This window comes from Gaetbulibacter sp. S0825, from assembly GCF_011777505.1.
Classification (GTDB): Bacteria; Bacteroidota; Bacteroidia; order Flavobacteriales; family Flavobacteriaceae; genus Pontimicrobium.
The window spans coordinates 894,091-917,133 of the sequence record NZ_JAATJT010000001.1 but is presented as its reverse complement, the minus strand read 5'-3'; the positions used below and the strand labels follow the sequence as shown (position 1 = coordinate 917,133).

General features: G+C 34.7%; 15 protein-coding genes and 1 tRNA gene. 4 read left to right on the top strand and 12 right to left on the bottom strand.

Features of this window, described 5'->3' with window-relative positions:
* Positions 1 to 2 precede the first annotated feature (2 nt).
* The 6 genes from HB672_RS04225 to HB672_RS04200 are packed head-to-tail and all read right to left on the bottom strand — an operon-like array spanning position 3 to position 8,655.
* Complete coding sequence (locus tag HB672_RS04225; RefSeq protein WP_167608255.1) at positions 3 to 1,319, bottom strand: quinol:cytochrome C oxidoreductase; 1,317 nt, start codon at positions 1,317 to 1,319, stop codon at positions 3 to 5.
* 25 nt (positions 1,320 to 1,344) lie between these two features.
* Entirely contained in the window at positions 1,345 to 1,902 is a 558-nt protein-coding gene (locus HB672_RS04220; protein WP_167608250.1) for a cytochrome c, read from the bottom strand.
* Position 1,903: 1 nt separating this feature from the next.
* Positions 1,904 to 2,437, bottom strand: coding sequence for a DUF3341 domain-containing protein (locus HB672_RS04215; protein ID WP_167608245.1), 534 nt, complete (start codon positions 2,435 to 2,437; stop codon positions 1,904 to 1,906).
* Between the two features lie 9 nt (positions 2,438 to 2,446).
* The gene (gene nrfD, locus HB672_RS04210; RefSeq protein ID WP_167608242.1) at positions 2,447 to 4,180 is read right to left on the bottom strand and encodes an NrfD/PsrC family molybdoenzyme membrane anchor subunit; all 1,734 of its coding nucleotides are present in this window, start codon (positions 4,178 to 4,180) and stop codon (positions 2,447 to 2,449) included.
* A 33-nt stretch (positions 4,181 to 4,213) separates the two neighbouring features.
* Entirely contained in the window at positions 4,214 to 7,336 is a 3,123-nt protein-coding gene (locus tag HB672_RS04205) for a TAT-variant-translocated molybdopterin oxidoreductase (protein ID WP_167608237.1), read from the bottom strand.
* Positions 7,337 to 7,362: 26 nt separating this feature from the next.
* Entirely contained in the window at positions 7,363 to 8,655 is a 1,293-nt protein-coding gene (locus HB672_RS04200; protein ID WP_167610270.1) for a cytochrome c3 family protein, read from the bottom strand.
* A 212-nt stretch (positions 8,656 to 8,867) separates the two neighbouring features.
* Between HB672_RS04200 and HB672_RS04195 the strand changes: the two genes are divergently transcribed.
* Positions 8,868 to 9,248, top strand: a complete 381-nt coding sequence (locus HB672_RS04195; RefSeq protein ID WP_167608233.1) for an SPOR domain-containing protein — start codon at positions 8,868 to 8,870, stop codon at positions 9,246 to 9,248.
* A 110-nt stretch (positions 9,249 to 9,358) separates the two neighbouring features.
* Here the strand turns inward: HB672_RS04195 and infB are convergent, their stop codons facing one another.
* From infB to HB672_RS04175, 4 genes are all read right to left on the bottom strand, one after another.
* On the bottom strand, positions 9,359 to 12,085 hold the full coding sequence (gene infB / locus HB672_RS04190) for a translation initiation factor IF-2 (RefSeq protein ID WP_167608229.1): 2,727 nt from the start codon (positions 12,083 to 12,085) through the stop codon (positions 9,359 to 9,361).
* Between the two features lie 109 nt (positions 12,086 to 12,194).
* Entirely contained in the window at positions 12,195 to 13,427 is a 1,233-nt protein-coding gene (nusA, locus tag HB672_RS04185; RefSeq protein ID WP_167608226.1) for a transcription termination factor NusA, read from the bottom strand.
* 12 nt (positions 13,428 to 13,439) lie between these two features.
* Positions 13,440 to 13,901, bottom strand: a complete 462-nt coding sequence (rimP, locus tag HB672_RS04180) for a ribosome assembly cofactor RimP (protein WP_167608222.1) — start codon at positions 13,899 to 13,901, stop codon at positions 13,440 to 13,442.
* Positions 13,902 to 14,083: 182 nt separating this feature from the next.
* A tRNA-Gln gene (locus HB672_RS04175) sits at positions 14,084 to 14,156 on the bottom strand.
* Between the two features lie 152 nt (positions 14,157 to 14,308).
* Here HB672_RS04175 and HB672_RS04170 point away from each other — a divergent pair.
* Together HB672_RS04170 and HB672_RS04165 are read left to right on the top strand one after the other, a co-directional pair.
* Complete coding sequence (locus tag HB672_RS04170) at positions 14,309 to 17,611, top strand: DUF2723 domain-containing protein (protein WP_167608219.1); 3,303 nt, start codon at positions 14,309 to 14,311, stop codon at positions 17,609 to 17,611.
* Positions 17,612 to 18,253, top strand: coding sequence for a polysaccharide deacetylase family protein (locus tag HB672_RS04165; RefSeq protein ID WP_167608216.1), 642 nt, complete (start codon positions 17,612 to 17,614; stop codon positions 18,251 to 18,253).
* Here the strand turns inward: HB672_RS04165 and HB672_RS04160 are convergent.
* Both HB672_RS04160 and HB672_RS04155 read right to left on the bottom strand, forming a co-directional pair.
* Positions 18,234 to 18,530: a thioredoxin family protein gene (locus HB672_RS04160; protein ID WP_167608213.1), complete on the bottom strand. Its 297-nt coding sequence runs from the start codon at positions 18,528 to 18,530 to the stop codon at positions 18,234 to 18,236. The genes HB672_RS04165 and HB672_RS04160 overlap by 20 nt on opposite strands.
* A 125-nt stretch (positions 18,531 to 18,655) precedes the next feature.
* Entirely contained in the window at positions 18,656 to 19,882 is a 1,227-nt protein-coding gene (locus tag HB672_RS04155) for a metallophosphoesterase (RefSeq protein WP_167608209.1), read from the bottom strand.
* Between the two features lie 233 nt (positions 19,883 to 20,115).
* Here HB672_RS04155 and HB672_RS04150 point away from each other — a divergent pair, with 233 nt between their 5' ends.
* Positions 20,116 to 23,043: a GH92 family glycosyl hydrolase gene (locus HB672_RS04150; protein WP_167608206.1), complete on the top strand. Its 2,928-nt coding sequence runs from the start codon at positions 20,116 to 20,118 to the stop codon at positions 23,041 to 23,043.

Sequence of the window (23,043 nt, the reverse complement as noted above, 5' to 3'; positions counted from 1 at the left end):
AATTAATAATGGAATTGTTCACTTTCCTTAACAAAAGGATTTCCTTTGGCTAATAATGGTTGTTTTGAAATTGCATAAAATACAACTAGCATAAACAATCCAAGGAAAAAGAATATAGCTCCAAATTCTGCTAATCCGAATCCCCATCTATCACCAACAGTTGCTGGCATAATCATGTTGTAAACATCAACATAATGCCCAACTAGTATTGCAATACCTGCCATTACTATAAACCAGTTAATACGCTTATAGTCGCTATTCATTAATACTAAGAATGGGAAAATAAAGTTTAAAGCTAGCATTCCGAAAAATGGTAATTTATAATCCTCTATTCTAGTTACAAAATATGTTACTTCTTCAGGAATATTAGCGTACCAAATCAACATGAATTGTGAGAACCATAAATAAGTCCAGAAAATACTAATAGCAAACATAAATTTAGCTAAATCGTGCATATGACTATCGTTTACAAAATCCATTAATCCTTTAGATTTTAAATACATGGTAACTAATGCAATTACTGTAATACCGCTTACAAACATAGATGCGAATACATACCAACCAAATAATGTAGAGAACCAGTGAGGGTCTACACTCATAATCCAATCCCAAGACATCATAGATTCTGTGTAAATATAGAATACTAAGAATGCTGCCGAGATACGGAAATTCTTTTTAAAGTTTCTATTGTCGTCCGCACTATCTTGTGCAATTGAGAACTTACGAGAAAAATATCTATACAAACTCCAACCACCAAGGAAAATTAATCCACGAATAAAGAACCATGGTTTATTTAACCAATCAGCTTTTCCTTGAATTAACTCATCGTGAGCTACCACTTCTGGATCCATCCAAATAAAAATGTGATCTCCTGCCCAAAATGCAATAGCTAAAACTATTAAACCTCCAGGTAATACATAATATGTTATACCTTCCATAACTCTAAACAATACTGGAGACCATCCAGCTTGTGAAGCATACTGTATGCCATAAAAAGCCAACACACCTAATGCAATCATAAAGAAAAAGAATGCTGCAACATACAATGCAGAATACGGTCTATTATGTATTTGATGCATTACGTGTTCTGCATGCTCATCACCATGATCAGCTGTTGCTTCTCCATGTGTGTCCGCAGGCGCATGATTGGTTGCCTCTGCTTCGTGACCTCCACCATGAGACGCTTCTTCTTCAGCTAACATAACTTTTACGTCTTCAACAGTAACGTGTGAAGACACATAGCTTGTTCCCCAAAATGCTCCTCCTACAATCATTAGGATAAGAGAAACTATTTTTAATCTATTTGAAATGGTATACATATCGATATATAACTTTATCTAAATCTTATTTTTCTAAATCTGCTTTTAATTTCATCACGTAAGCTGAAACTTGCCAACGCTCTTCCTCCCTAAGTTGGTTCTTATGAGATCCCATAGCATTCTTACCATAATAAATTACATGGTAAATACTGCCTTCATTTATGGCTCTAGCTGCATCATCATATGACGGAATTCCAAGAATCTTCTCTCTCTTTACAAGATTTCCTTGACCATCTCCTTTTGCTCCGTGACAAGCACTACAGTAAATATCATAAAGCTCCTTTCCTCTAACATAATCAACTTGAGTAGAATCTAAAGGACTTACTAATTCTGCTTTAGCGCGATCATACTCAGCTGTAGAGCTCCCATAATCGAATATTGAGTGACCTCTAGAAATGGTTCCTTCAACAGGAAGCATTGCCGATTGTTCTCCTGGAAATATTTCGTACGCTCCATACGTTTCATAACTTGGAGATGTGTACATATTAGGAAAGAACTGATAGTTTGGTGTTTCGTTGTTTTTACAAGACACTATCGAACTTACCATTATTGCTAATACTAATATTTTAACTAAGCCTTTCATACTAATGTGCTTCTTTATCTACAATGTTAATTTCTACTGCTCCTGTTCCTGCAAGGAATGTTTCTAATTCCTTTTCGTCTCCATGTACAGATACTTCCATTAAAAAGTGATCATCTGTTGTTCTCGGGTCTGGGTTTTCAGCTTTTTTAAATGGCCACATTCTACTACGTAAGTAAAACGTAATTACCATTAAATGGGCTGAGAAAAATACAGTTAACTCAAACATAATTGGCACAAACGCTGGCATATTTTCTAAATAGCTAAAACTTGGTTTACCACCAATGTTTTGCGGCCAATCTTCTATCATGATATAATTCATCATTACGATAGATACAATCAAACCAAGACATCCATACATAAATGCTGTAATAGCAAGACGTGTTGGTGCTAATCCCATTGCTTTGTCTAGTCCATGAACAGGAAAAGGTGTATAAATTTCTTCTATATGATGTTTTGCAGCTTTAACTTTCTTAACAGCCGACATTAACACATCATCATCCGTATAAATAGCGTGAATTACTTTTGAAGATTCCATATGCTACTTTTAGTTTATTAATTTTTTAGCTTGTCCAGACCAATCATCACGTTCTGCTCTTCCTGGGAAAGAACCTGTGATAGAGTCTAACAAGTCATATTCTCTTTTCGTCATTTTGCTAACCTGAAGGAATGAGTAAATACCAATACTGTTAAGTACTTCTTCCATTTTAGGTCCAACACCACTTATTTTCTTTAAATCATCAGCCGTTTGAGTTGATGGATCAAAGGTTCCAATACTATCCAGTAATGAACTCGTCATTTCAGATTTATCGCTTTCCGATACTTCAACCTTTGGTGCTTCAACTGCAACTGTTTTTCCTGATGTTCTTGCATCTGCTCCTGTACCAACCAAACTATCTCCAGCTTCTCTTATCTTTTTATAACGCTCACCCGAAGATTTTAAAATCGTCTTCACTTCCGCTTGTGCAATTACTGGGAATGTTCTAGCGTATAACAAGAATAATACAAAGAAGAATCCAATTGTTCCAATGAAGATTCCAATATCTACAAACGTAGGAGAGAACATAGACCAAGATGATGGTAAATAATCTCTATGCAACGATGTTACAATAATTACAAAACGCTCAAACCACATTCCAATATTTACTACAATAGAGATAAAGAATGAGAACATAATACTTGTACGCAATCTCTTGAACCACATAAACTGAGGAGAGAACACGTTACAGGTCATCATCGCCCAATATGCCCAAGCATAAGGTCCTGTTGCTCTGTTTAAGAATGCATATTGTTCGTATTCAACACCTGAATACCATGCAATAAATAACTCAGTAATATATGCCACACCAACAATAGAACCAGTAATCATAATCACTATGTTCATTAACTCGATGTGTTGTACTGTAATATAATCTTCAAGGTTACACACTTTTCTCATAATGATAAGAAGGGTGTTTACCATAGCAAATCCTGAGAAAATGGCTCCTGCAACAAAGTAAGGAGGGAATATTGTAGTATGCCAACCTGGAATTACCGACGTTGCGAAGTCAAACGATACAATAGTATGTACCGAAAGTACTAAAGGTGTTGCTAAACCAGCAAGTACTAATGATACTTCTTCAAAACGTTGCCAATCTTTTGCGCGACCAGACCAACCAAAACTCAATAACGAGTAAATTTTCTTTTGGAAAGGTCTTACTGCTCTATCACGAATCATTGCGAAATCTGGTAATAAACCTGTCCACCAGAACACCAATGACACCGATAAATATGTGGAAATTGCGAATACATCCCAAAGTAACGGTGAGTTAAAGTTCACCCATAGCGAACCAAATTGGTTTGGTATTGGTAATACCCAATAACCTAACCATGGACGACCCATGTGAATAATTGGGAATAAACCTGCTTGAACAACCGAGAATATCGTCATTGCTTCTGCAGAACGGTTAATTGCCATTCTCCATTTTTGACGGAAGAGTAAAAGTACTGCAGAAATCAATGTTCCTGCGTGACCAATACCAACCCACCAAACGAAGTTAGTAATATCCCAAGCCCAACCAACGGTTTTGTTTAGACCCCAAGTTCCGATTCCTGTTGAAATTGTGTATATAATACAGCCAATTCCCCAAAGGAAAGCGATAAGTGCTATTGAAAATACAATCCACCAAGATTTATTTGCTTTTCCTTCAACAGGAGCAGCCACATCTACCGATACATCGTGATATGATTTTTCTCCTGTAACTAAAGGTCTTCTAATAGGTGCTTCGTAATGAGACGCCATAATCCTTTTATAATTGTTTCTTAATTAATTTATTTATGCTTCGTTCGTATTTCTTACTTTCACTTGATACACCACATTTGGCTTAGTACCAACAGCTTCCAATAAGTGATACGCTCTTTTATCATGTTTAAGAGCAGCTATATCGCTCTTTTTGTCATTGATATCACCAAATTTCATTGCGCCATTACTACATGCTGCAGAACAGGCTGTTTTAAATTCGTTTGGCTTAACTTCTCTTCCATCTCGTTTGGCATCAAGAACTGTTTTTTGTGTCATTTGAATACACATAGAACATTTTTCCATAACACCACGAGATCTTACTGTAACATCTGGATTAATTACCATACGACCTAAATCGTCGTTCATGTGGTAATCAAACTCATCATTTTCACTATATAAGAACCAGTTAAAACGACGCACTTTATAAGGACAGTTGTTTGCACAGTATCTTGTACCTACACAACGGTTATAAGCCATGTGGTTTTGACCTTGACGACCATGTGATGTTGCTGCCACTGGGCAAACAGTTTCACAAGGCGCATGGTTACAATGCTGACACATAATAGGCTGGAATGCTACTTGAGGATTAGCTGATGGAGATTCCATTTCACCAAAACTACTTAATGAGCTACTTAAGCCTTTAATGTTGTCTTTCTTTTCGTTATCACCATCAAATGATTCTTCCGATGAATAGTATCTATCAATACGTAACCAGTGCATATCACGACTACGTCTAATTTCTTCTTTACCAACTACTGGCACATTGTTTTCAGCATGACATGCAATAACACAAGCACCGCAACCTGTACAGGCATTTAGGTCAATAGATAAGTTAAAATGATGTCCGATAGAACGATCAAATTCATCCCATAAATCAACTCTAGAAGAGTTAACTGGTGTTTCTTTGTGATTTAAAGAAACAACAGGAACAGCATTGTAATAATCTTTATCTTTTGTGTTAAATATCTCTAGAGAAGTTTCTCTAATAATATCACCACGACCCATTAAGGTATTGTGCAATTGTACACTAGCAAATTCGTGTCTTCCAGATGTAGCTTCAATTGTTACCTCTTGAACAGGATTGAAATTAGCATATAATGGATAAGCATTCACACCTGTTTGCATCTCAGATTTCATTCCTAATGTTCTACCATAACCAAATGATAATCCAAAAGTTCCTTTAGCTTGTCCTGGTTGAATAATTACTGGAACAGTAACTGTAACGCCATTAGCTGTTACGTTAGCATATTTTCCGTTTAAACCTCCAGTAGCTTCATGTTGACCTTCAGTGAAAAACGTACTTGGATCCAAATCTAACCCTAGCTCTTTAGCATCAGCTTCAGAAACGGTTAAATAGTTATCCCATGTTAAACGCGTCAATGGATCTGGAAACTCTTGTAACCATGGGTTATTAGCTTGTTGACCATCTCCCATTCCTGTTTTTGAATATAATGTTAATTCAAATCCAGAAGAAGATGCTGTTGCTAATGCTCTTGCAGCAGCACTTGCATCCATTGGTGTTTGGTCTTCAATGGCATCATCTACATATTCTTCTACTTGCGACCCAGTTCCAACAAATACACCATCGTGTAATGCTTGATTCCAAGAACCACCATTTAATATGTTTGTATTCCAATTATCTTTAATATAATCATGGTAAGACATATCATTACCATTCCACATTAATAAAGCCTCTTGAAATTGTTTTGTATCGAATAATGGACGAATTGCAGGCTGCATTAATCCATAATGTCCTTTTTTAAGCTCCACATCTCCCCAAGATTCTAGGTAATGAGGTGCTGCAGCTATATAATCTGTTAGAGAAGATGTTTCATCTTCTTTCATAGAAAACGTAATAGTTGTAGTAACATTTGCTAAACCAGCTTCAAATTCTGATGCATTTGGCAATGTGTACATTGGGTTAACACCACTCATAATAAGTGCACCAACTTTTCCAGCATTCATATCAGTTACTAATTGTGCAACTGCTTTATCATTACCTTGTCTAGTTTTAATTGGGGTTTTAGGGTCGAATGCTTTACTTGCTAAAGCCTCGTTAATTGCAAACACTACAGTTTGTGCATTTACATCTTGAATCCCAGTTACAACTACACCATTGCTTCCTGCTTTACTTAATTCGGAAGCTGCTGTACCAACAGCCTCTTCAACATGTGCTGGAAGATTTCCTGAAACAGCATTTCCAGTAATCTTACCATATAATTTAGCTAAAGCAACTTTTTGTTCGCTAGGTTTTAACGGCACACGCTTATCAGCATTAGCACCTGTTAAGCTCATATTAGACTCAAACTGAATATGGCGAGACATTTTTCCGTTTTTAGGAATACGTCCTTTTGCATAGGCAGAATCAAATCCACCACCTTGCCAATCTCCTAAGAAATCTGCACCAATAGAAACGATTGTTGCGGCTTTAGAGAAATCATAATTAGCTAAACCACGTTCTCCATATGTGTTTTGGTATGCCTCAACTGCAGCCGACTCTGAAATAGCATCGTAAACTACATGACGAACATTACCATATTTTTCTTTAAACTCTGAAATTAATTTAGATGTAGATGGGCTTGCGAAAGTTTGTGTTAACAACACAATGTCTTTCCCAGAAGCCACAGCACTGTTTAATGCTTGAGTTGTATCTGCATTAAACTCAGTCCAAGAGCTATCTTCTCCATTCTTTTTTGGCCATCCAACTCGCAAACTATCATACAAATCTAGAACTGATGCATTTACTCTAGCATTAGCTCCACCATTTGTTGCGGCTAAATCGTTGTTTTCAATTTTTATAGGACGTCCTTCGCGTGTCTTAACTAAAACACTTGCAAAATCATGACCATTTGCAATAGTACTTGCATAATAATTTGCAACGCCAGGAATAATTTGATCTGGCTGTACTACATAAGGAATCGATTTTCTTACTGGTCCCTCACAGGCCGCTAAAGATGCAGCAGCAGTACTAAAACCAACATATTTTAAGAAATCACGACGTGTAGTTGAAGAAGTTTCAAGAGTTTCTTTATCTCCTAAAAATTCATCTACAGGAATCTCTTGCACAAACTCTTTATGCTTAAGCGCCTCAACCATAGAGCTATTGTCTTGGTTTAGCTCCTCAACACTTTTCCAGTATTTCTTGTTTGATGACATATTATAATTGAATTACTTCTTTAATATTAATAATGACATTTTCCACATTCTAACCCTCCTTGTTGAGCTACAGTTAGTTTGTCTACGCCATATTTCTTTGATAACTCTTCGTGTATTTTTGTATAATACTCGTTGTCTTTAACCTTCACATTTGTTTCTCTGTGACAGTTAATACACCATCCCATTGTTAAAGGTGAATATTGATACACTATTTCCATTTCCTCAACAGGTCCATGACATGTTTGACATTCTAATCCAGCAACAGTAACGTGTTGTGAGTGATTGAAATAAGCAAAATCTGGAAGATTATGTACCCTTGTCCATTTTACAGCTTGAGTTTCTCCTGTATATTCTTGATTTTCATCATCCCAACCAACAGCAGCATATAATTTTTTTATCTCACCATCATAAAACTCCTTAGAGTATTCAGCAGTAGTTTCTCCAGTATACTCATATACAGATTTGTGGCAATTCATACATACATTTAACGATGGAATTCCTGATGTTTTACTTACCCTTGCTGAAGAGTGGCAATATTTACAATCTACACCATTATCTCCTGCGTGTATTTTATGAGAAAAGTGAATTTCTTGAACTGGCTGATAACCTTGGTCTACACCCAACTGCATAAAGTACCCATAGGCAAAATATGCACTTGATAATAAAAAGAATATTGCAACAACCAACATTAAAAATTGGTTTTGTACAAATGCTTTCCAAAGTGGTTTTCTTTGTGAAGACTCTGGGATTTCAACATTATTTGCAGCAGCGAAACGACGTAATGTTCTGTTAACCATTATTAACCCAAGGGCTAATAACACAAATAAAATAGCTAATGCACCAAGAACCAAATCATTGGAAATACCTCCTTCAGATTGCGCTGTAGCAGCATCTGCTCCAGCTCCTGCACTTGCAGCTGGTGTCGCTTTTTCTTGAGCAGTATACGCTAAGATATCTGCAATATCTTGATCGGTTAATTGAGGCATAGCTGTCATTGCAGCTCCACCATACTCATTAAAAATTTTGTTTGCGTAAGCATCTCCATCTTTAACCATTGCGGCACTGTTTCTAATCCATGCTGCAATCCAATCTCTATCTAAGCCTTCATCGTCAGCTAATCTCTGTTCAACAAATCGTAGTGCAGGTCCAGTCATTTTTTTATCAAGACTATGACAAGCAGCACAATTGGTGTTAAATAAAGATTTACCTTTTGCAGGATCTCCATCCTGTGCAAATGATGATGTTGAAAATGTTAGTAAAAATATTAACCCTAAAAGCAGAAATCTTGCGGTTAATTTACGGTTTATCACCTGTTTCATATCGTTAGTTGAATTACCTTCTATACTTTGGTACGATTTTTTCATACAAATAGACAATATTCGGTTATAAAAATCTCGGACAAAAGTAACATTTAAAGTCGATTTTAGAAATGTTAGATAAGTGTTAAAGCATAATTTATAAGGATTCTAAATAATAAAACTAATAATGTTTAAGTTTATATACTTTACATTTGCACAAAATAAAAATAAAGATGAAAAAAAACAGCTATAAATTTTTAATTCTAACGTTCTTATTTTCAGTATTATTCGTAAATACGAGTAATGCTCAAGATGGTGTTGTTGCCATAAATCAAGACAAAGATGTTGAAACCCTTTTACGATTGAAAAAGGATGTTAACCGAACACTTGTTAACTACAGAATACAAATTTATAATGGTAATCGTCAAGGTGCAAAAAAAGCAGAAACAGACTTTAAAGAAGTGTTTTCTGATTGGAATCCGTCAATGAAATTTCAAACACCAAATTATAAGATTTGGGTTGGTAGTTTTAAAACCCGCTTAGAAGCCGATCGTGCTTTGCTAAGAATTAAAAAAGAGTTTAGAAACGCTTTTATTATCAATCTTAAAAATTAATATTAAAGTTCTTTACTAATAAATACATAAAAAAAGCGACCTGAGGTCGCTTTTTTGTTTCAAATACTTCTCGAAAAAATTCACAAAATGAATCTCTCGAAAAAAATGATTTATTTTAATTTCTTTTTAACTTCTACTTCTTGGAATGCTTCTATAACATCACCTTCTTTAATATCGTTATAGTTTTTAATTTGCATACCACAATCGTAACCTTTAGAAACTTCTTTAACATCATCTTTAAAACGCTTAAGCGATGCTAGTTCTCCAGTGTAAATAACGACTCCTTCTCTAATTAGTCGCACGCCAGAATTTCTATAAATTTTACCATTAGTTATCATACATCCTGCAATGCTTCCTATTTTAGATACTTTGAAAATTTCTCTTATTTCTGCTGTACCAGTGATTTCTTCTTTAAATACTGGCGACAACATTCCTTCCATAGCATCTTTCAAGTCATTAATCGCATCATAAATGATTGAATACATTCTGATATCGATTTCTTCCTTGTCGGCTATTTGGCGAGCATTACCCATTGGCCTTACATTAAACCCAATAATAATAGCATCAGATGCTGTTGCTAACAATACATCACTTTCTGTAATTGCTCCAACTCCCTTGTGTATAATATTTACTTGAATCTCTTCTGTAGATAATTTTTGGAAAGAATCAGTTAATGCTTCAACCGATCCGTCAACATCACCTTTGAGGATGATGTTAAGCTCTTTAAAGTCTCCTAATGCAATACGTCGTCCAATTTCATCAAGTGTAATATGACGTTGTGTTCTTACTGATTGCTCACGTTGAAGTTGCGTACGCTTTGCAGCAATTTGTTTTGCTTCACGCTCATCTTCAAACACATTAAACTTATCCCCTGCTTGTGGTGCACCATCCAATCCTAAAATAGATACTGGTGTTGATGGTCCAGCTGCTTCAACATCATTTCCACGTTCATCGTGCATTGCTTTTACCTTACCACTGTTTTTACCAGCTAATACATAATCTCCAACTCGTAAAGTTCCTGCTTGTACTAAAATTGTAGAAACATATCCACGTCCTTTATCTAAGAAAGCTTCAACTACAGTTCCAACTGCAGGTTTATTTGGGTTTGCTTTTAGCTCTAATAATTCAGCTTCAAGCAATACTTTTTCTAATAATTCTTTTACACCAGTTCCTACTTTAGCTGAAATATCATGCGATTGGATTTTTCCTCCCCAATCTTCAACTAATAAATTCATACCAGCCAATCCCTCTTTAATCTTTTCTGGGTTAGCAGCTGGTAAATCGATTTTATTTATTGCAAAAACTATAGGAACTCCTGCTGCCTGAGCATGGGAGATTGCCTCTTTAGTTTGTGGCATTATATCATCGTCTGCTGCTGCGACAATAATTGCTATATCTGTAACTTGAGCTCCACGAGCACGCATTGCTGTAAAGGCCTCGTGACCAGGAGTATCTAAAAATGCTATTTTTTGACCATTTGCTAATTCTACACCATAAGCACCGATATGCTGAGTAATACCTCCTGACTCTCCTGCAATTACATTCTCTTCACGAATATAATCAAGTAGTGATGTTTTACCATGATCTACGTGACCCATTACGGTTACAATAGGTGCTCTTGGCAATAAATCTTCTTCTTTATCTTCAACTTCCTCAATTGATTCTTCAATATCTGAAGTGACAAATTCAACTTCATAACCAAACTCTTCAGCAACTATTGATAACGTTTCGGCGTCTAAACGTTGGTTCATAGTTACCATCATTCCAAGCGACATACATGCTGAAATAATTTCAGTAACAGAAACATCCATCATTGTAGCCATCTCACTTGCTGTAACAAATTCGGTTACCTTTATTGTCTTACTTTCTGCTGCTGCAATTTCTTGATCAATTTCTGTTTGCTGACGGTGTTGATCTCTTTTTTCTCTTCTGTATTTCGCACCTTTACCTTTACTAGATTTTCCTTGTAGCTTTTCTAAGGTCTCTCTTACTTGCTTTTGTACTTCTTCTGCACTTGGCTCTTCTTTTACTACTTGTGGACGACGTTGCCCTCCTCTTCCTTTGGCACCGCCTCTATTTCCTCCTCGTTGCTGGCCTCTTTGTCCTCCAGGAGCATTACCATTACCAACTTTACTTATACGACGACGCTTCTTTTTAGCGTCAGCACTTGAATTGGTATCTGGTTTTTTATCTTCTTTCTTTTTCTTTGGCTTATTAAATTTAGACAAATCTATTTTGTCTCCTGAAATTTTTGGACCAGTAAGTTTTTGATATTTAGTAGCAACTTTTTCCTCTTTTGGCTGCTCTGTTTCTTCTACTTTTGGAGCAACTATTTTTTTCTCCTTTATTACCTCAACCTTTTCCTCTACTTTTTTAGGAGCTTCCTTTTTGGCAATAATTTTTGTAGACTTTTCTTTAGTAACAGGCTTTTTAGGCTCTTCTTTAGCGGGTTCTTCTTTTTTGGTAGTGTCGACTTTTTTAGGTTCTTCTAAATCAATTTTACCAACTTGTTTTGGCCCTTCAAGTGTTGTTTTTGCCTTTACAACTTCTTTTTTAGCAGCTTCCTCTTTTTTAAGTTTTTCTTCGATTTCACGTTCACGTTCTAACCTCAAAGCTTCTTTTTCTTTAAGCTTTGCTTCACTTACTTCTTTAGAGGCTACTTTTTTACTAGCATCTGTTTGAAATTCTCCTGAAAGAATATCATACACTTCTGTAGTAATTTTAGTAGTAGGACGTTTCTCTATTTCGATGCCTTTTGTTTCTAAAAAATCAACAGCACGATCTATAGAGATATTCAATTCCCTTAGTACTTTATTTAATCTAATTGTTTCAGCCATAAATTGCCTTTAATATCAAACAGGTATAAACTGTTTATGTTTTGCGCTTACAAAATTTGATGAAAAACTAACGACGTGTTACTTTATCCACCTAATATATAATAATTTTTTATTCTTCAAATTCTTCTTTCAGAATTCTAACAACCTCATTGATTGTTTCTTCTTCAAGATCGGTACGTTTTACCAAATCATCAACATCTTGTTCTAGAACACTTTTTGCAGTATCTAAACCTACTTTTGCTAATTCTTCGATTATCCATGGATCGATTTCATCTGAGAATTCAGATAATTCAACATCTTCTTCAACACCTTCTCTAAATACATCTATCTCATAACCTGTTAATTGACCAGCTAATCTAATATTATGACCACCTCTACCAATTGCTTTACTAACTTCTTCAGGTTTTAAAATAACCTCAGCACGTTTAGTTTCTTCATTAAGTTTTATTGATGTTATTCTTGCAGGACTTAATGCTCTGGTTATATAGAGTTGTAAATTATTAGTATAGTTGATAACATCTATGTTTTCGTTTCCTAATTCACGAACAATACCATGAATTCTAGAGCCTTTCATACCAACACATGCTCCAACAGGATCAATTCTGTCGTCATAAGAATCTACTGCTACTTTAGCCTTTTCACCAGGAATTCTCACAACATTTTTAACAGTAATCAAGCCATCAAATACTTCAGGAATTTCTTGCTCAAACAATTTCTCTAAAAATACTGGCGCAGTTCTAGACATAATGATTGCTGGCTTATTACCTTTTAACTCTACGCTTTCTATAACACCTCTAACATTTTCACCTTTTCTGAAAAAATCCGATGGAATTTGTCTGTCTTTAGGTAAAATTATTTCGTTGCCTTCGTCATCTAATAATATAATTGCTCTATGGCGAATGTGATGTACTTCAGCTGTGTAAATTTCTCCAACTAAATCTTTAAATTGTTTATAGATATTTGTATTATCATGCTCATGAATCTTAGAAATTAAGTTTTGACGCAATGCCAAAATAGCTCTACGCCCTAAGTCAATAAGTTTCACTTCTTCGGACACATCTTCACCGACTTCAAAATCTGGTTCGATTTTGCGTGCTTCGCTTAAAGAAATTTCTTGATTTGGCTCTTCTACTTCACCATCGGCAACTACAACACGATTACGCCAAATTTCTAAATCACCTTTATCTGGGTTGATAATAATATCGAAATTATCATCATCTCCAAATTTCTTTTTTAATGCATTTCTAAAAACATCTTCTAAAATCGCCATTAAGGTAACACGATCTATTAGTTTATCGTCCTTAAATTCTGAAAATGACTCAATTAACGCAATATTTTCCATAATTATTCTGGATTAAAATTTTATTTTAACTTTTGCTTCTGTTATATTTTGATAAGGCAATGCTACTTCTTTTTCTACTGTAACTTTTCCTTTTCCTACTGGTTTTGGCTCTCTAGCTTTCCATGTTAGTACAATATCTTCTTCATTGGTTTGAGATAATACACCTTCAAACTTTTCTCCATTAGCATTCACCTGTAAGGTTCTGCCAATATTTTTTTTATACTGCCTTTTATGAACTAATGGTGTTGTTGCTCCTGCCGAAGCCACTTCTAAAGAAAAATCATGTTCTTCTCTATCTAAATTATGCTCAATAGCTCTACTTATAAACATACAATCTTCAACAAGCACGCCATTGTCTCCATCAATTATTATCTTAATAGCATTAGCTTCTGAAATATCGCAACTCAATAAAAACAAATCCTGTCTTTCATCAAGTGCTTCACTTAATAATGTTTTAACTGACTCTTTGAACATTTTTTAGTATAAAAAGAGGGGACTTATCGTCCCCTCATTTATTCTTTTTTCTTACAACGCTGCAAATATACAACATTATTATTGATTTTTACAAGGGTTTTTGCTCGATTTACTCAAAAAGCTAATTCTTTGTTCTGATCATTGTTAGAAACAAAAAAATCCAACATAATGTTGGATTTTTGTTGGCCTACTAGGGCTCGAACCTAGACTCTTCTGGACCAAAACCAGACGTGTTGCCAGTTACACCATAGGCCATTCTCTTATTTTGAGGTTGCAAATTTATAACAAAGTTTTATTTGCACAAGTATTTTTAGAAGAAAATAATATGAAACCCTTAACGTTTACTTAAAAATAGCCTAGTGTAATATTTTTATTATTAAATTCGCCATCAGTAATAAACAACCATTATGACACAAAACAACTTTAAAAAATGGAATACCATTTTAGGTTGGACCACTTTTTTAATAGCATTTATAACTTATAGTTTAACCGTAGAACCAACAGTAAGTTACTGGGATGCTGGAGAATACATACTGACTTCGTCAAAATTACAAGTTGGACATCCGCCTGGAGCACCCTTCTTTCAAATGCTTGGAGCTTTTTTCTCAATATTTGCAATGGAGTCCTCTCAAGTTGGATTAATGCTTAATATGATGAGTGCTGCAGCAAGTGCATTTACTATTGCATTTATGTTTTGGTCTATATCAATGCTATTACAAAAAGTTGTTGTTAAAAGTGAAACAATATCTTTAAGCCAAGGGCAAGCAATTCTTGGAGCTTCTTTAGTTGGTAGTATTGCTTTTACTTTTACAGATTCGTTTTGGTATAATGCTGTTGAAACTGAGGTGTATGCCATGGCAACCATGATTATGGCATTAATGTTTTATTTAGGGCTTCGTTGGGAAAGGGATATGCACAAGCCTAGAGGGAATAAATGGCTTGTATTAATTTCTTTTATTGTTGGATTGTCTTTTGGAGTGCATTTTATGGGCTTACTAACGATTCCGGCTATTGGACTTATTTACTTCTTTAAAAATTATAAAACTATAACCGTAAAGAACTTTATTGTAGCCAATGTAGTAGTAGTTGCTATTTTACTATTTATATTTAAGTTATTGGCACCAAACATTTTACGTTTCTTTAGTGCCTTAGAAATATTTTTTGTGAACAGTATTGGTTTACCGTTTAATTCTGGGTCTATAATTGCTGGATTGTTAATTGTAGCTGCCATTTATTACGGATTAAACTACACTCGAAAAAAGCAATACAAGCATATTAACACAGGTATTTTTTGTTTAACCTTTGTAATTTTAGGATTTTCTACATGGCTAATGTTGCCTATTAGAGCAAATGCTAATGTGGTTATTAATGAAAATAATCCTTCTAGCGCTAGAGAACTATTGGCTTATTATAACTTAGAGCAATATCCTAAAACGTACTTGTTTTATGGGCCACAGTTCACAGATCAATACGCATACCTTGATGAAAATAATCCGTATGGAGATGATAAGCCTAAATACGAAAAAGATTTAGAGAAAGGGAAATACGTTATTGTAAACGATTACATAAATGCTAAACAAAATTACAATTCTGAGCATGCATCTCTTTTGCCTCGAATGTGGAGTGGTGAACACGCCGAAAATTATATGATGTACACTGGGTTTTTAAACTTCAAGATAAAACCCGATTACCAGATGAATAATGAAGTGAGATCTATAGTGAATGAGTTTAGATCAAGAGTACAAAACGGAGAGATTGATTATGAACAATATCATAATTTCTTGAGACAATATGGAGGCCAACTTCTTGATATAGAAAAACCATCTTTACTTAATAATGTCGCTTATATGCTTGAATACCAATTAGGCTATATGTATTGGCGTTATTTTATGTGGAATTTTACTGGACGACAAGACGATATTCAAGGTAAATACGATATGCATGGCAACTGGATTAGCGGTATTAATTTTATTGATGAAATCCATCTTGGCTTGCCTCAAGACAACTTACCAAGTGATGTACTTAACAATAAAGGCAGAAACACCTATTACTTCTTACCATTAATTTTAGGATTAATTGGTTTGTTTTTTATGTTTAATTCAGACAAAAAACTGTTCTGGGTCATGTTGGTGTTTTTCCTATTTACAGGTTTAGCCATTCAAGTATATACTAATGTACGACCATTCGAGCCTAGAGAGCGTGACTATTCTGTTGTTGGCTCTTTTTATGTATTTGCTATCTGGATTGGTTTTGGTGCTTATGCACTTTATGATTTCCTTTCCAAATTCGCAAAGCACAAGTTATTAGCACCTGCTGTAACCTTAGTCTGTTTAGTCTTGGTTCCAGGTATTTTAGCAGCAAACAATTGGGATGACCACGACCGTTCTGGTAAAAAAACAGCCCTTTCTATGGCTAGAAAATACTTAGAATCCTGTGCGCCAAATGCCATTTTATTTAGTATCGGCGATAACGATTCCTTCCCTTTGTGGTATATTCAGGAAATTGAAGGCGTACGTACAGATGTAAGAGTGGTGAACACCAGTTTATTTCAAACCGATTGGTATATTGACCAAATGAAACGTAAAGCTTATGAGAGTGACCCTATTCCATCACAGTTAACTCATGACCAGTACAAATACGGAACAAGAGACGCTTTATCTGTAGAACAGATGCTTCCTGACTCAGTTTCATTAGATATTAAAGAAGCATTAAATTTTATTACTAGTGATAATGAAAGAGCCAAATTTAAATATGTAGCTCAACAAAAAGGATATGACCTAAATGCTATGCGACGTCAAGATTTAGAAGCCAATTACTTACCAACAAGACACCTAAGAGTTCCTGTGGATAAGGAATCTGTACTAAAACATGGCATTGTAAAACCTAAAGATGCTGACGAGATAGTGCCTTATATTGATTTAACTATCACTGACAACGCCTTATACAAAAACCGACTATTAATGTTGGATATTGTCGCCAACAATAACTGGGAGCGTCCAATATATTTTACAGGCGGAGCTTTTGGTGACGACGATTATATTTGGATGAAAGATTATTTACAGCTAGATGGATTATGCTACAAATTAGTACCTATAAAAACGCCTGTTGATAGAGCTAACCCTTTTGATATGGGACGAGTGGATCCTGATTTAATGTATGAGCAAGTGAAAAATTGGGACTGGGGAAATAGTGGTGAAGGCATTTATCATGATGTTGAAACACGAAAAAACGGAATTTCTTATCGAGGTAATATTGCACGTTTAGTTGAATCACTTATCAACGAAGATGAATTAGATAAAGCTGAAGAAATGACCGATTTAGCAATGGAAAAAATGCCTGTCGATGAGTTTGGATTCTATACGCTACTGGAACCATTTATTAGTGCATATTATGAAGTTGAAGCTAATGATAAAGGCAGACAGCTATATAAAGATGTTTCCATGAAATATCAAGAAAGTTTGACTTATTTTAGTGCTTTATCCCAAGAAAAACAGACGCAATATATTGATGAAATATCTACAGATATTGCAAGATATAGAGGGTTAATTGATGTGTTAATGCGATACGAAGAACAATCGTTTGTAGAAGCCGAAATGCAAAAGTACAACAACTTTATTCGCCTATTTACTGGTGAAACTGAAGAGTTTGACAGTCAAGATGCTGATATTCCAAGAGACACAACCATTGTTCCTATTGACAGTACTGAATAAATGAATTTCACACCAATAACAACTCCTAAAGTTGTTAAATCGTTATTCCCAACATTGACTTGGGATTTCCCAACTAAGAGTAAGGATATTTACTTGACTTTTGATGATGGTCCAACACCAGAAATCACTAATTGGGTGCTCTATACTTTAAAACAGTTTAACGCAAAAGCCACTTTTTTTTGTATTGGGAAAAATGTAGAACAGCATCCTAATATATTTCAACAAATAGTTAAAGACGGTCATAGCATTGGTAACCACACTCAAAATCATATAAAAGGCTGGAAAACGACAACCAAAAGTTATCTTGATGAAGTTATTTTATGTGAGAAAGTCTTCAAAGGACAAAACTTTAAAAGTGAAAAATTATTTAGACCTCCTTATGGTCAAATAACGCCTAAGCAAATAAAAAAGCTTCAAGAATTAGGGTATAAAATTGTAATGTGGAATGTACTCTCAATTGATTGGGACAATTCTCTAACTGAAGAAACCTGTTTGAAAAACGTTATGAATCATGCAGGACCTGGAAGTATCATTGTATTACATGACAGCGTTAAAGCCTCTAAAAATATGACTTACGTACTCCCAAAAATATTAGAATATTTTACTGAAAAAGGATTTACGTTTAAACGTATTCCTGGATAAGACCAATTAGTGTGTTGGCATCTTGCTCACCACTTTGACGCCATTTCATTTCACCGTTTTTGTAGATGATTAAGGTTGGTAATCCCTTTATACGTAAAGCCTCTGCAAGGTCTTTGTTTTTTTCCACATCAATTTTAATAACCTTGGCTTTATCTCCAAGAGCTGCTGCTACATCTCGTAAAACTGCATGCATTGATACAGATTGCTCGTTCCATTCTGTGAAAAAATCTAACAAAACTGGAATATTTACATCTATTAATTCACCAAACTTTGACATACTTTAAAGCTTTAAATCAAATGTGCTTATACAAACCTACGTATTTTTTTTATACTATGCTTTAAATCAAGTATTCTATTAGGTTCACGCTTACTTAATTATAAAAATATAACATTTTCAAACAATTATGCATTATTTGAACCTCTTTTTAACTCTATCACGGTTATTTCTGGCCAAATTCCAACACGCCCTGGATAAGCCAAAACACCAAAACCACGATTTACATTAATATATTGACCTGCTTCTTTATAAATTCCAGCCCAATATTTGTATCGCCATTTTACTGGACTCCACTTAATCCATCCAGGGATTTCAATACCAAACTGCATACCATGTGTATGACCACTTAAAGTAAGATGATAATGGTAGTCATCATCTATCACTTGTTCTTGCCAATGTGTTGGGTCATGGCTCATTAAAATTTTAAAATCTTCTGATTTAATACTTTTAGTGGCTTTTTTTAAATCTCCCTTTTGCTTAAATCCTTTTCCCCAGTTTTCAACACCAACAATAGCGATTCGTTGTCCGTTTTTTTCAATAAATCGGCTCTCATTTAGCATTAAATCAAACCCTATATCTTTTTGAATGCTTCTTAAGTCTTCTAAATTTTGCTGCTTTTCTTCGGCTGAATCCCAATCTACATAATCACCATAATCGTGGTTTCCTAAAACTGAATAAATGCCATCTGTGGCCTTTAACTTTTTAAAAGTATCCTTCCAAGGCAGCATTTCGGTAGCTTTATTGTTAACCATATCGCCAGTAAATAAAATAGCATCTGATTGTTGCTCGTTAATTAAATCTACAGCATAAGAAACCTTTTCTTTATTATCAAAACTACCGCTATGAAGGTCACTAATCTGGGTAATCTTATAACCATCGAAAGCCTCAGGTAAATCTTCAAAATGTAAGGTGTATTTTAATACTTTAAAATTGTATTTGCCTTTATACATTCCGTATAAAAGTGATGTAAATGGTATGGCAGCCAGACCTAAGGCAAGTTGACTAATAAATTTTCTGCGTGATGGTAAATGAAAGGTGTCGCTTTTAGAAAATACTTTATTATACATACCTAAAACACTTCGAAAAATATCTTCGCTAAACATAATTGGCACGACTACTATTTTTAGAGCTAAAAGCGTCAATAAAAAACCAAAAGCATAACTTTTTTCAGGAGATAAAACCCTTCCATCACTAGCTTGAGTAAATTGATAAATAAAATTTCCCACAACAATAATAGATACCAAAACATGAAAATAATGTACCCATTTATTCTTTGTAACGGTTTTAATTGCCTGAAAAGCATAAAAATCTACTATTGCATAAATTGCAACAAAAATTAACCACCTTATCATTTTTTCTTTTCCTTACCAACACAAAAATAACTCCAAAACTTGTATTTAATAATCCTTTTAGCAAACATTAACAATATCAGTACCAAAAAGAGTTATAAACTGAAAAAATGGCAGTTAAGAGTGTTATTCTTTCCTCTATAAATTAACATCCAACACTTCTTTTTAACCTTATTCTTTTCGCTTAAGATTAGTTAAGTTTTATTATCTTTCAACTTCTATTTCAAAAAACACTAATGAACCGATTTTTTACTTCCCTCAGCATTGTTCTGTTAATAGTTAGCTGCCAGAAAAACAATGATATCTCACCAGCAAAAAAAGATAAGAACCTCATCTCATATGTTAATCCATTTATTGGAACAGGAGGTCATGGTCATACGTATCCAGGAGCAACGATGCCTTTCGGTATGATGCAATTATCCCCAGACACACGTTTGGATGGTTGGGACGGTTGTTCAGGTTACCATTACTCAGATAGTTACATTTATGGTTTCTCGCACACACATTTAAGTGGTACAGGAGTTTCTGACTATGGTGATATTCTCTTAATGCCAACAAACGAAGTTGTTTTTAATAATGGTGCTGATGGTGAAAAAGGCTATAAAGCACATTTTAGTCACGCCAATGAAGTGGCTGAACCTGGTTTTTACAAAGTGCATTTAGATTCCACTGAAATTGATGTAGAGTTGACGGTTTCAAAACGAAGTGGTATTCATAAATATCAATTTTCTGAAGGCTCAAAACAAATTGTGATTCTAGATTTAGAACATCGTGATGAAGTACTAGACTCTAAAGTAAACATGTATTCCAACACAGAAATTGGAGGACAAAGACATTCAAAAGCCTGGGCGACTGACCAATACTTATTTTTCAATATGGAGTTTTCAAGACCCTTTAAAAATATGTCTTTTCTTGATGAAGTTAATGAAGGAAAAAAAGTAAAAGTGGCTTTTGAGTTTGATTCTTCTGAGAGCAATTTGCTTGAAATAAAAGTTAGTATATCTCCTGTTGATGAAGAGGGTGCTCGCAAAAACAGAAGAGAAGAACTTGATGGAAAATCGTTCGAAGACATCAAAACCGAAGCTCAAAATATCTGGGAACAACAACTTGAAAAAATAGTTGTTGAAAGCGATAACGATGATTATAAAACCAACTTTTACACATCGATGTATCATGTAAGTATTGCACCAAACCTTTACCAAGATGTGGATGGCAGATATCGAGGTATGGATTTAGAAATTCATGAAACTAAAGATTTCGATTACTATACAGTGTTTTCACTTTGGGACACCTATCGAGCTGCACATCCATTGTACACCATTATTGAACAAGACAGAACCAATGATTTTATCAATACGTTTTTAGCAAAATATGATGAAGGCGGCATTATGCCAATTTGGGATTTAGCAGGCTGCTACACAGGCTGTATGATTGGTTATCATGCTGTTCCTGTAATTGCTGACGCTTACTTAAAAGGACTTCGAGATTACGATATTGAAAAAGCTTTTGAAGCTATGAAACATTCGGCTAATCAAGATAAATTAGGTTTGGAATCTTATAAATCACTTGGTTATATTCCAGTAGAATTTGAAAGTGAATCGGTGTCTAAAACCCTTGAATACGCTTATGACGATTGGACCATTGCGCAAATGGCAAAAGATTTAGGTAAAGATGATGATTATAAAATCTTCTCTGAAAGAGCGCAGTATTATAAAAACATTTTTGACCCAGAATCACAGTTTATGAGAGGTCGTTTCAGAAATACGTGGTTTGCACCTTTCGATCCTTACGAAGTTAATTTCAATTATACCGAAGCTAACTCATGGCAATATAGTTTTTATGTGCCTCAAGATATTTCAGGATTTATGAATTTACTTGGTGGAAAAGACAAATTAGAAGAAAATCTGGATGAATTATTTACAGCTAAAGTTGAAACTTCTGGTCGCAATCAAGCAGATATTACTGGTTTAATTGGTCAATATGCACATGGTAACGAACCAAGTCATCACATGGCTTATTTGTACAACTTTGTAAATAAGCCACACAAAACGCAAGAGCGAGTGCATCAAATTTTAACCGAATTATATCAAAACGCTCCTGATGGAATTTCAGGAAATGAAGATTGCGGACAAATGAGTGCGTGGTATATTTTAAGTTCTATGGGATTTTATTCGGTAACACCAGCGTCTAACCAATATATTATCGGAACACCACTATTTCCTAAAGCTACGATTAACTTAGAAAATGATAAGCAATTTACAATTGTAGCGCATGGTATTAGTGATTCGAATAAATACATTGAGAGTGTCACTTTAAATGGAAAACCTTTGAACAGAACTTTCATATATCATAATGAAGTTATAGATGGTGGGACACTAGAATTTCAAATGACAAATCAGCCTTCAAAATGGGGAACAAAAGAAGGTCAAGAACCAAAAACCGAAATAACAGACCATTTAATTATTCCTGCACCATTTATTGCAAAAGGTGATGTAGCTTTCAAAGGCGACACTGAAGTTGTCTTAGAAAATGTAGATGAAAATGCGGCTATTTTTTACAAGCTTGGAGAAGAAGATTATAAAAAGTATGAAGCTCCTTTTACCATTTCTGAACCAATAACATTAAGTGTTTTTTCTGAAAAGGAAGATGTGAAAAGTGCAACCATTGAAACACAATTCTATAAAATAGACCCAAATATTTCTATTACACTAGAAACAGAATATGCTAACCAATACAACGCTGGAGGAAATGATGCTTTAATTGATGGAATAATAGGTGCTAGAGATTTCAGAACAGGTACTTGGCAAGGGTATTTTGACGAAGACTTAATAGCAACTGTTGATTTGGGAAGCGAAAAACCTATCAATACCATTTCAGTGAACTTTTTAAAAGACCAAAAATCATGGATATTTTTCCCAACTGTAGTAGAGTGTCTAGTTTCTAATGATGGCAAAAACTTTAAATCCATAGGGGATTATAAGTTTGATGAAATTTTGCCCACAGATGAAGTCGATATAAAAACTGTTGAATTTAAACAAGCAAATACCAACTATCGTTATGTAAAAATCATTGCCAAAAAATTGGGTGTCTTGCCTGAATGGCATTTAGGTTACGAACATGATGGGAGAAGCTGGTTGTTTGTTGATGAGATTACTATTAGATAA

Coding starts and splice junctions, on each gene's coding strand:
- HB672_RS04225 (WP_167608255.1), bottom strand. CDS start 1,319: ATGTATACCATTTCAAATAGATTAAAAATAGTTTCTCTTATCCTAATG.
- HB672_RS04220 (WP_167608250.1), bottom strand. CDS start 1,902: ATGAAAGGCTTAGTTAAAATATTAGTATTAGCAATAATGGTAAGTTCG.
- HB672_RS04215 (WP_167608245.1), bottom strand. CDS start 2,437: ATGGAATCTTCAAAAGTAATTCACGCTATTTATACGGATGATGATGTG.
- nrfD (WP_167608242.1), bottom strand. CDS start 4,180: ATGGCGTCTCATTACGAAGCACCTATTAGAAGACCTTTAGTTACAGGA.
- HB672_RS04205 (WP_167608237.1), bottom strand. CDS start 7,336: ATGTCATCAAACAAGAAATACTGGAAAAGTGTTGAGGAGCTAAACCAA.
- HB672_RS04200 (WP_167610270.1), bottom strand. CDS start 8,655: ATGAAACAGGTGATAAACCGTAAATTAACCGCAAGATTTCTGCTTTTA.
- HB672_RS04195 (WP_167608233.1), top strand. CDS start 8,868: ATGAAAAAAAACAGCTATAAATTTTTAATTCTAACGTTCTTATTTTCA.
- infB (WP_167608229.1), bottom strand. CDS start 12,085: ATGGCTGAAACAATTAGATTAAATAAAGTACTAAGGGAATTGAATATC.
- nusA (WP_167608226.1), bottom strand. CDS start 13,427: ATGGAAAATATTGCGTTAATTGAGTCATTTTCAGAATTTAAGGACGAT.
- rimP (WP_167608222.1), bottom strand. CDS start 13,901: ATGTTCAAAGAGTCAGTTAAAACATTATTAAGTGAAGCACTTGATGAA.
- HB672_RS04170 (WP_167608219.1), top strand. CDS start 14,309: ATGACACAAAACAACTTTAAAAAATGGAATACCATTTTAGGTTGGACC.
- HB672_RS04165 (WP_167608216.1), top strand. CDS start 17,612: ATGAATTTCACACCAATAACAACTCCTAAAGTTGTTAAATCGTTATTC.
- HB672_RS04160 (WP_167608213.1), bottom strand. CDS start 18,530: ATGTCAAAGTTTGGTGAATTAATAGATGTAAATATTCCAGTTTTGTTA.
- HB672_RS04155 (WP_167608209.1), bottom strand. CDS start 19,882: ATGATAAGGTGGTTAATTTTTGTTGCAATTTATGCAATAGTAGATTTT.
- HB672_RS04150 (WP_167608206.1), top strand. CDS start 20,116: ATGAACCGATTTTTTACTTCCCTCAGCATTGTTCTGTTAATAGTTAGC.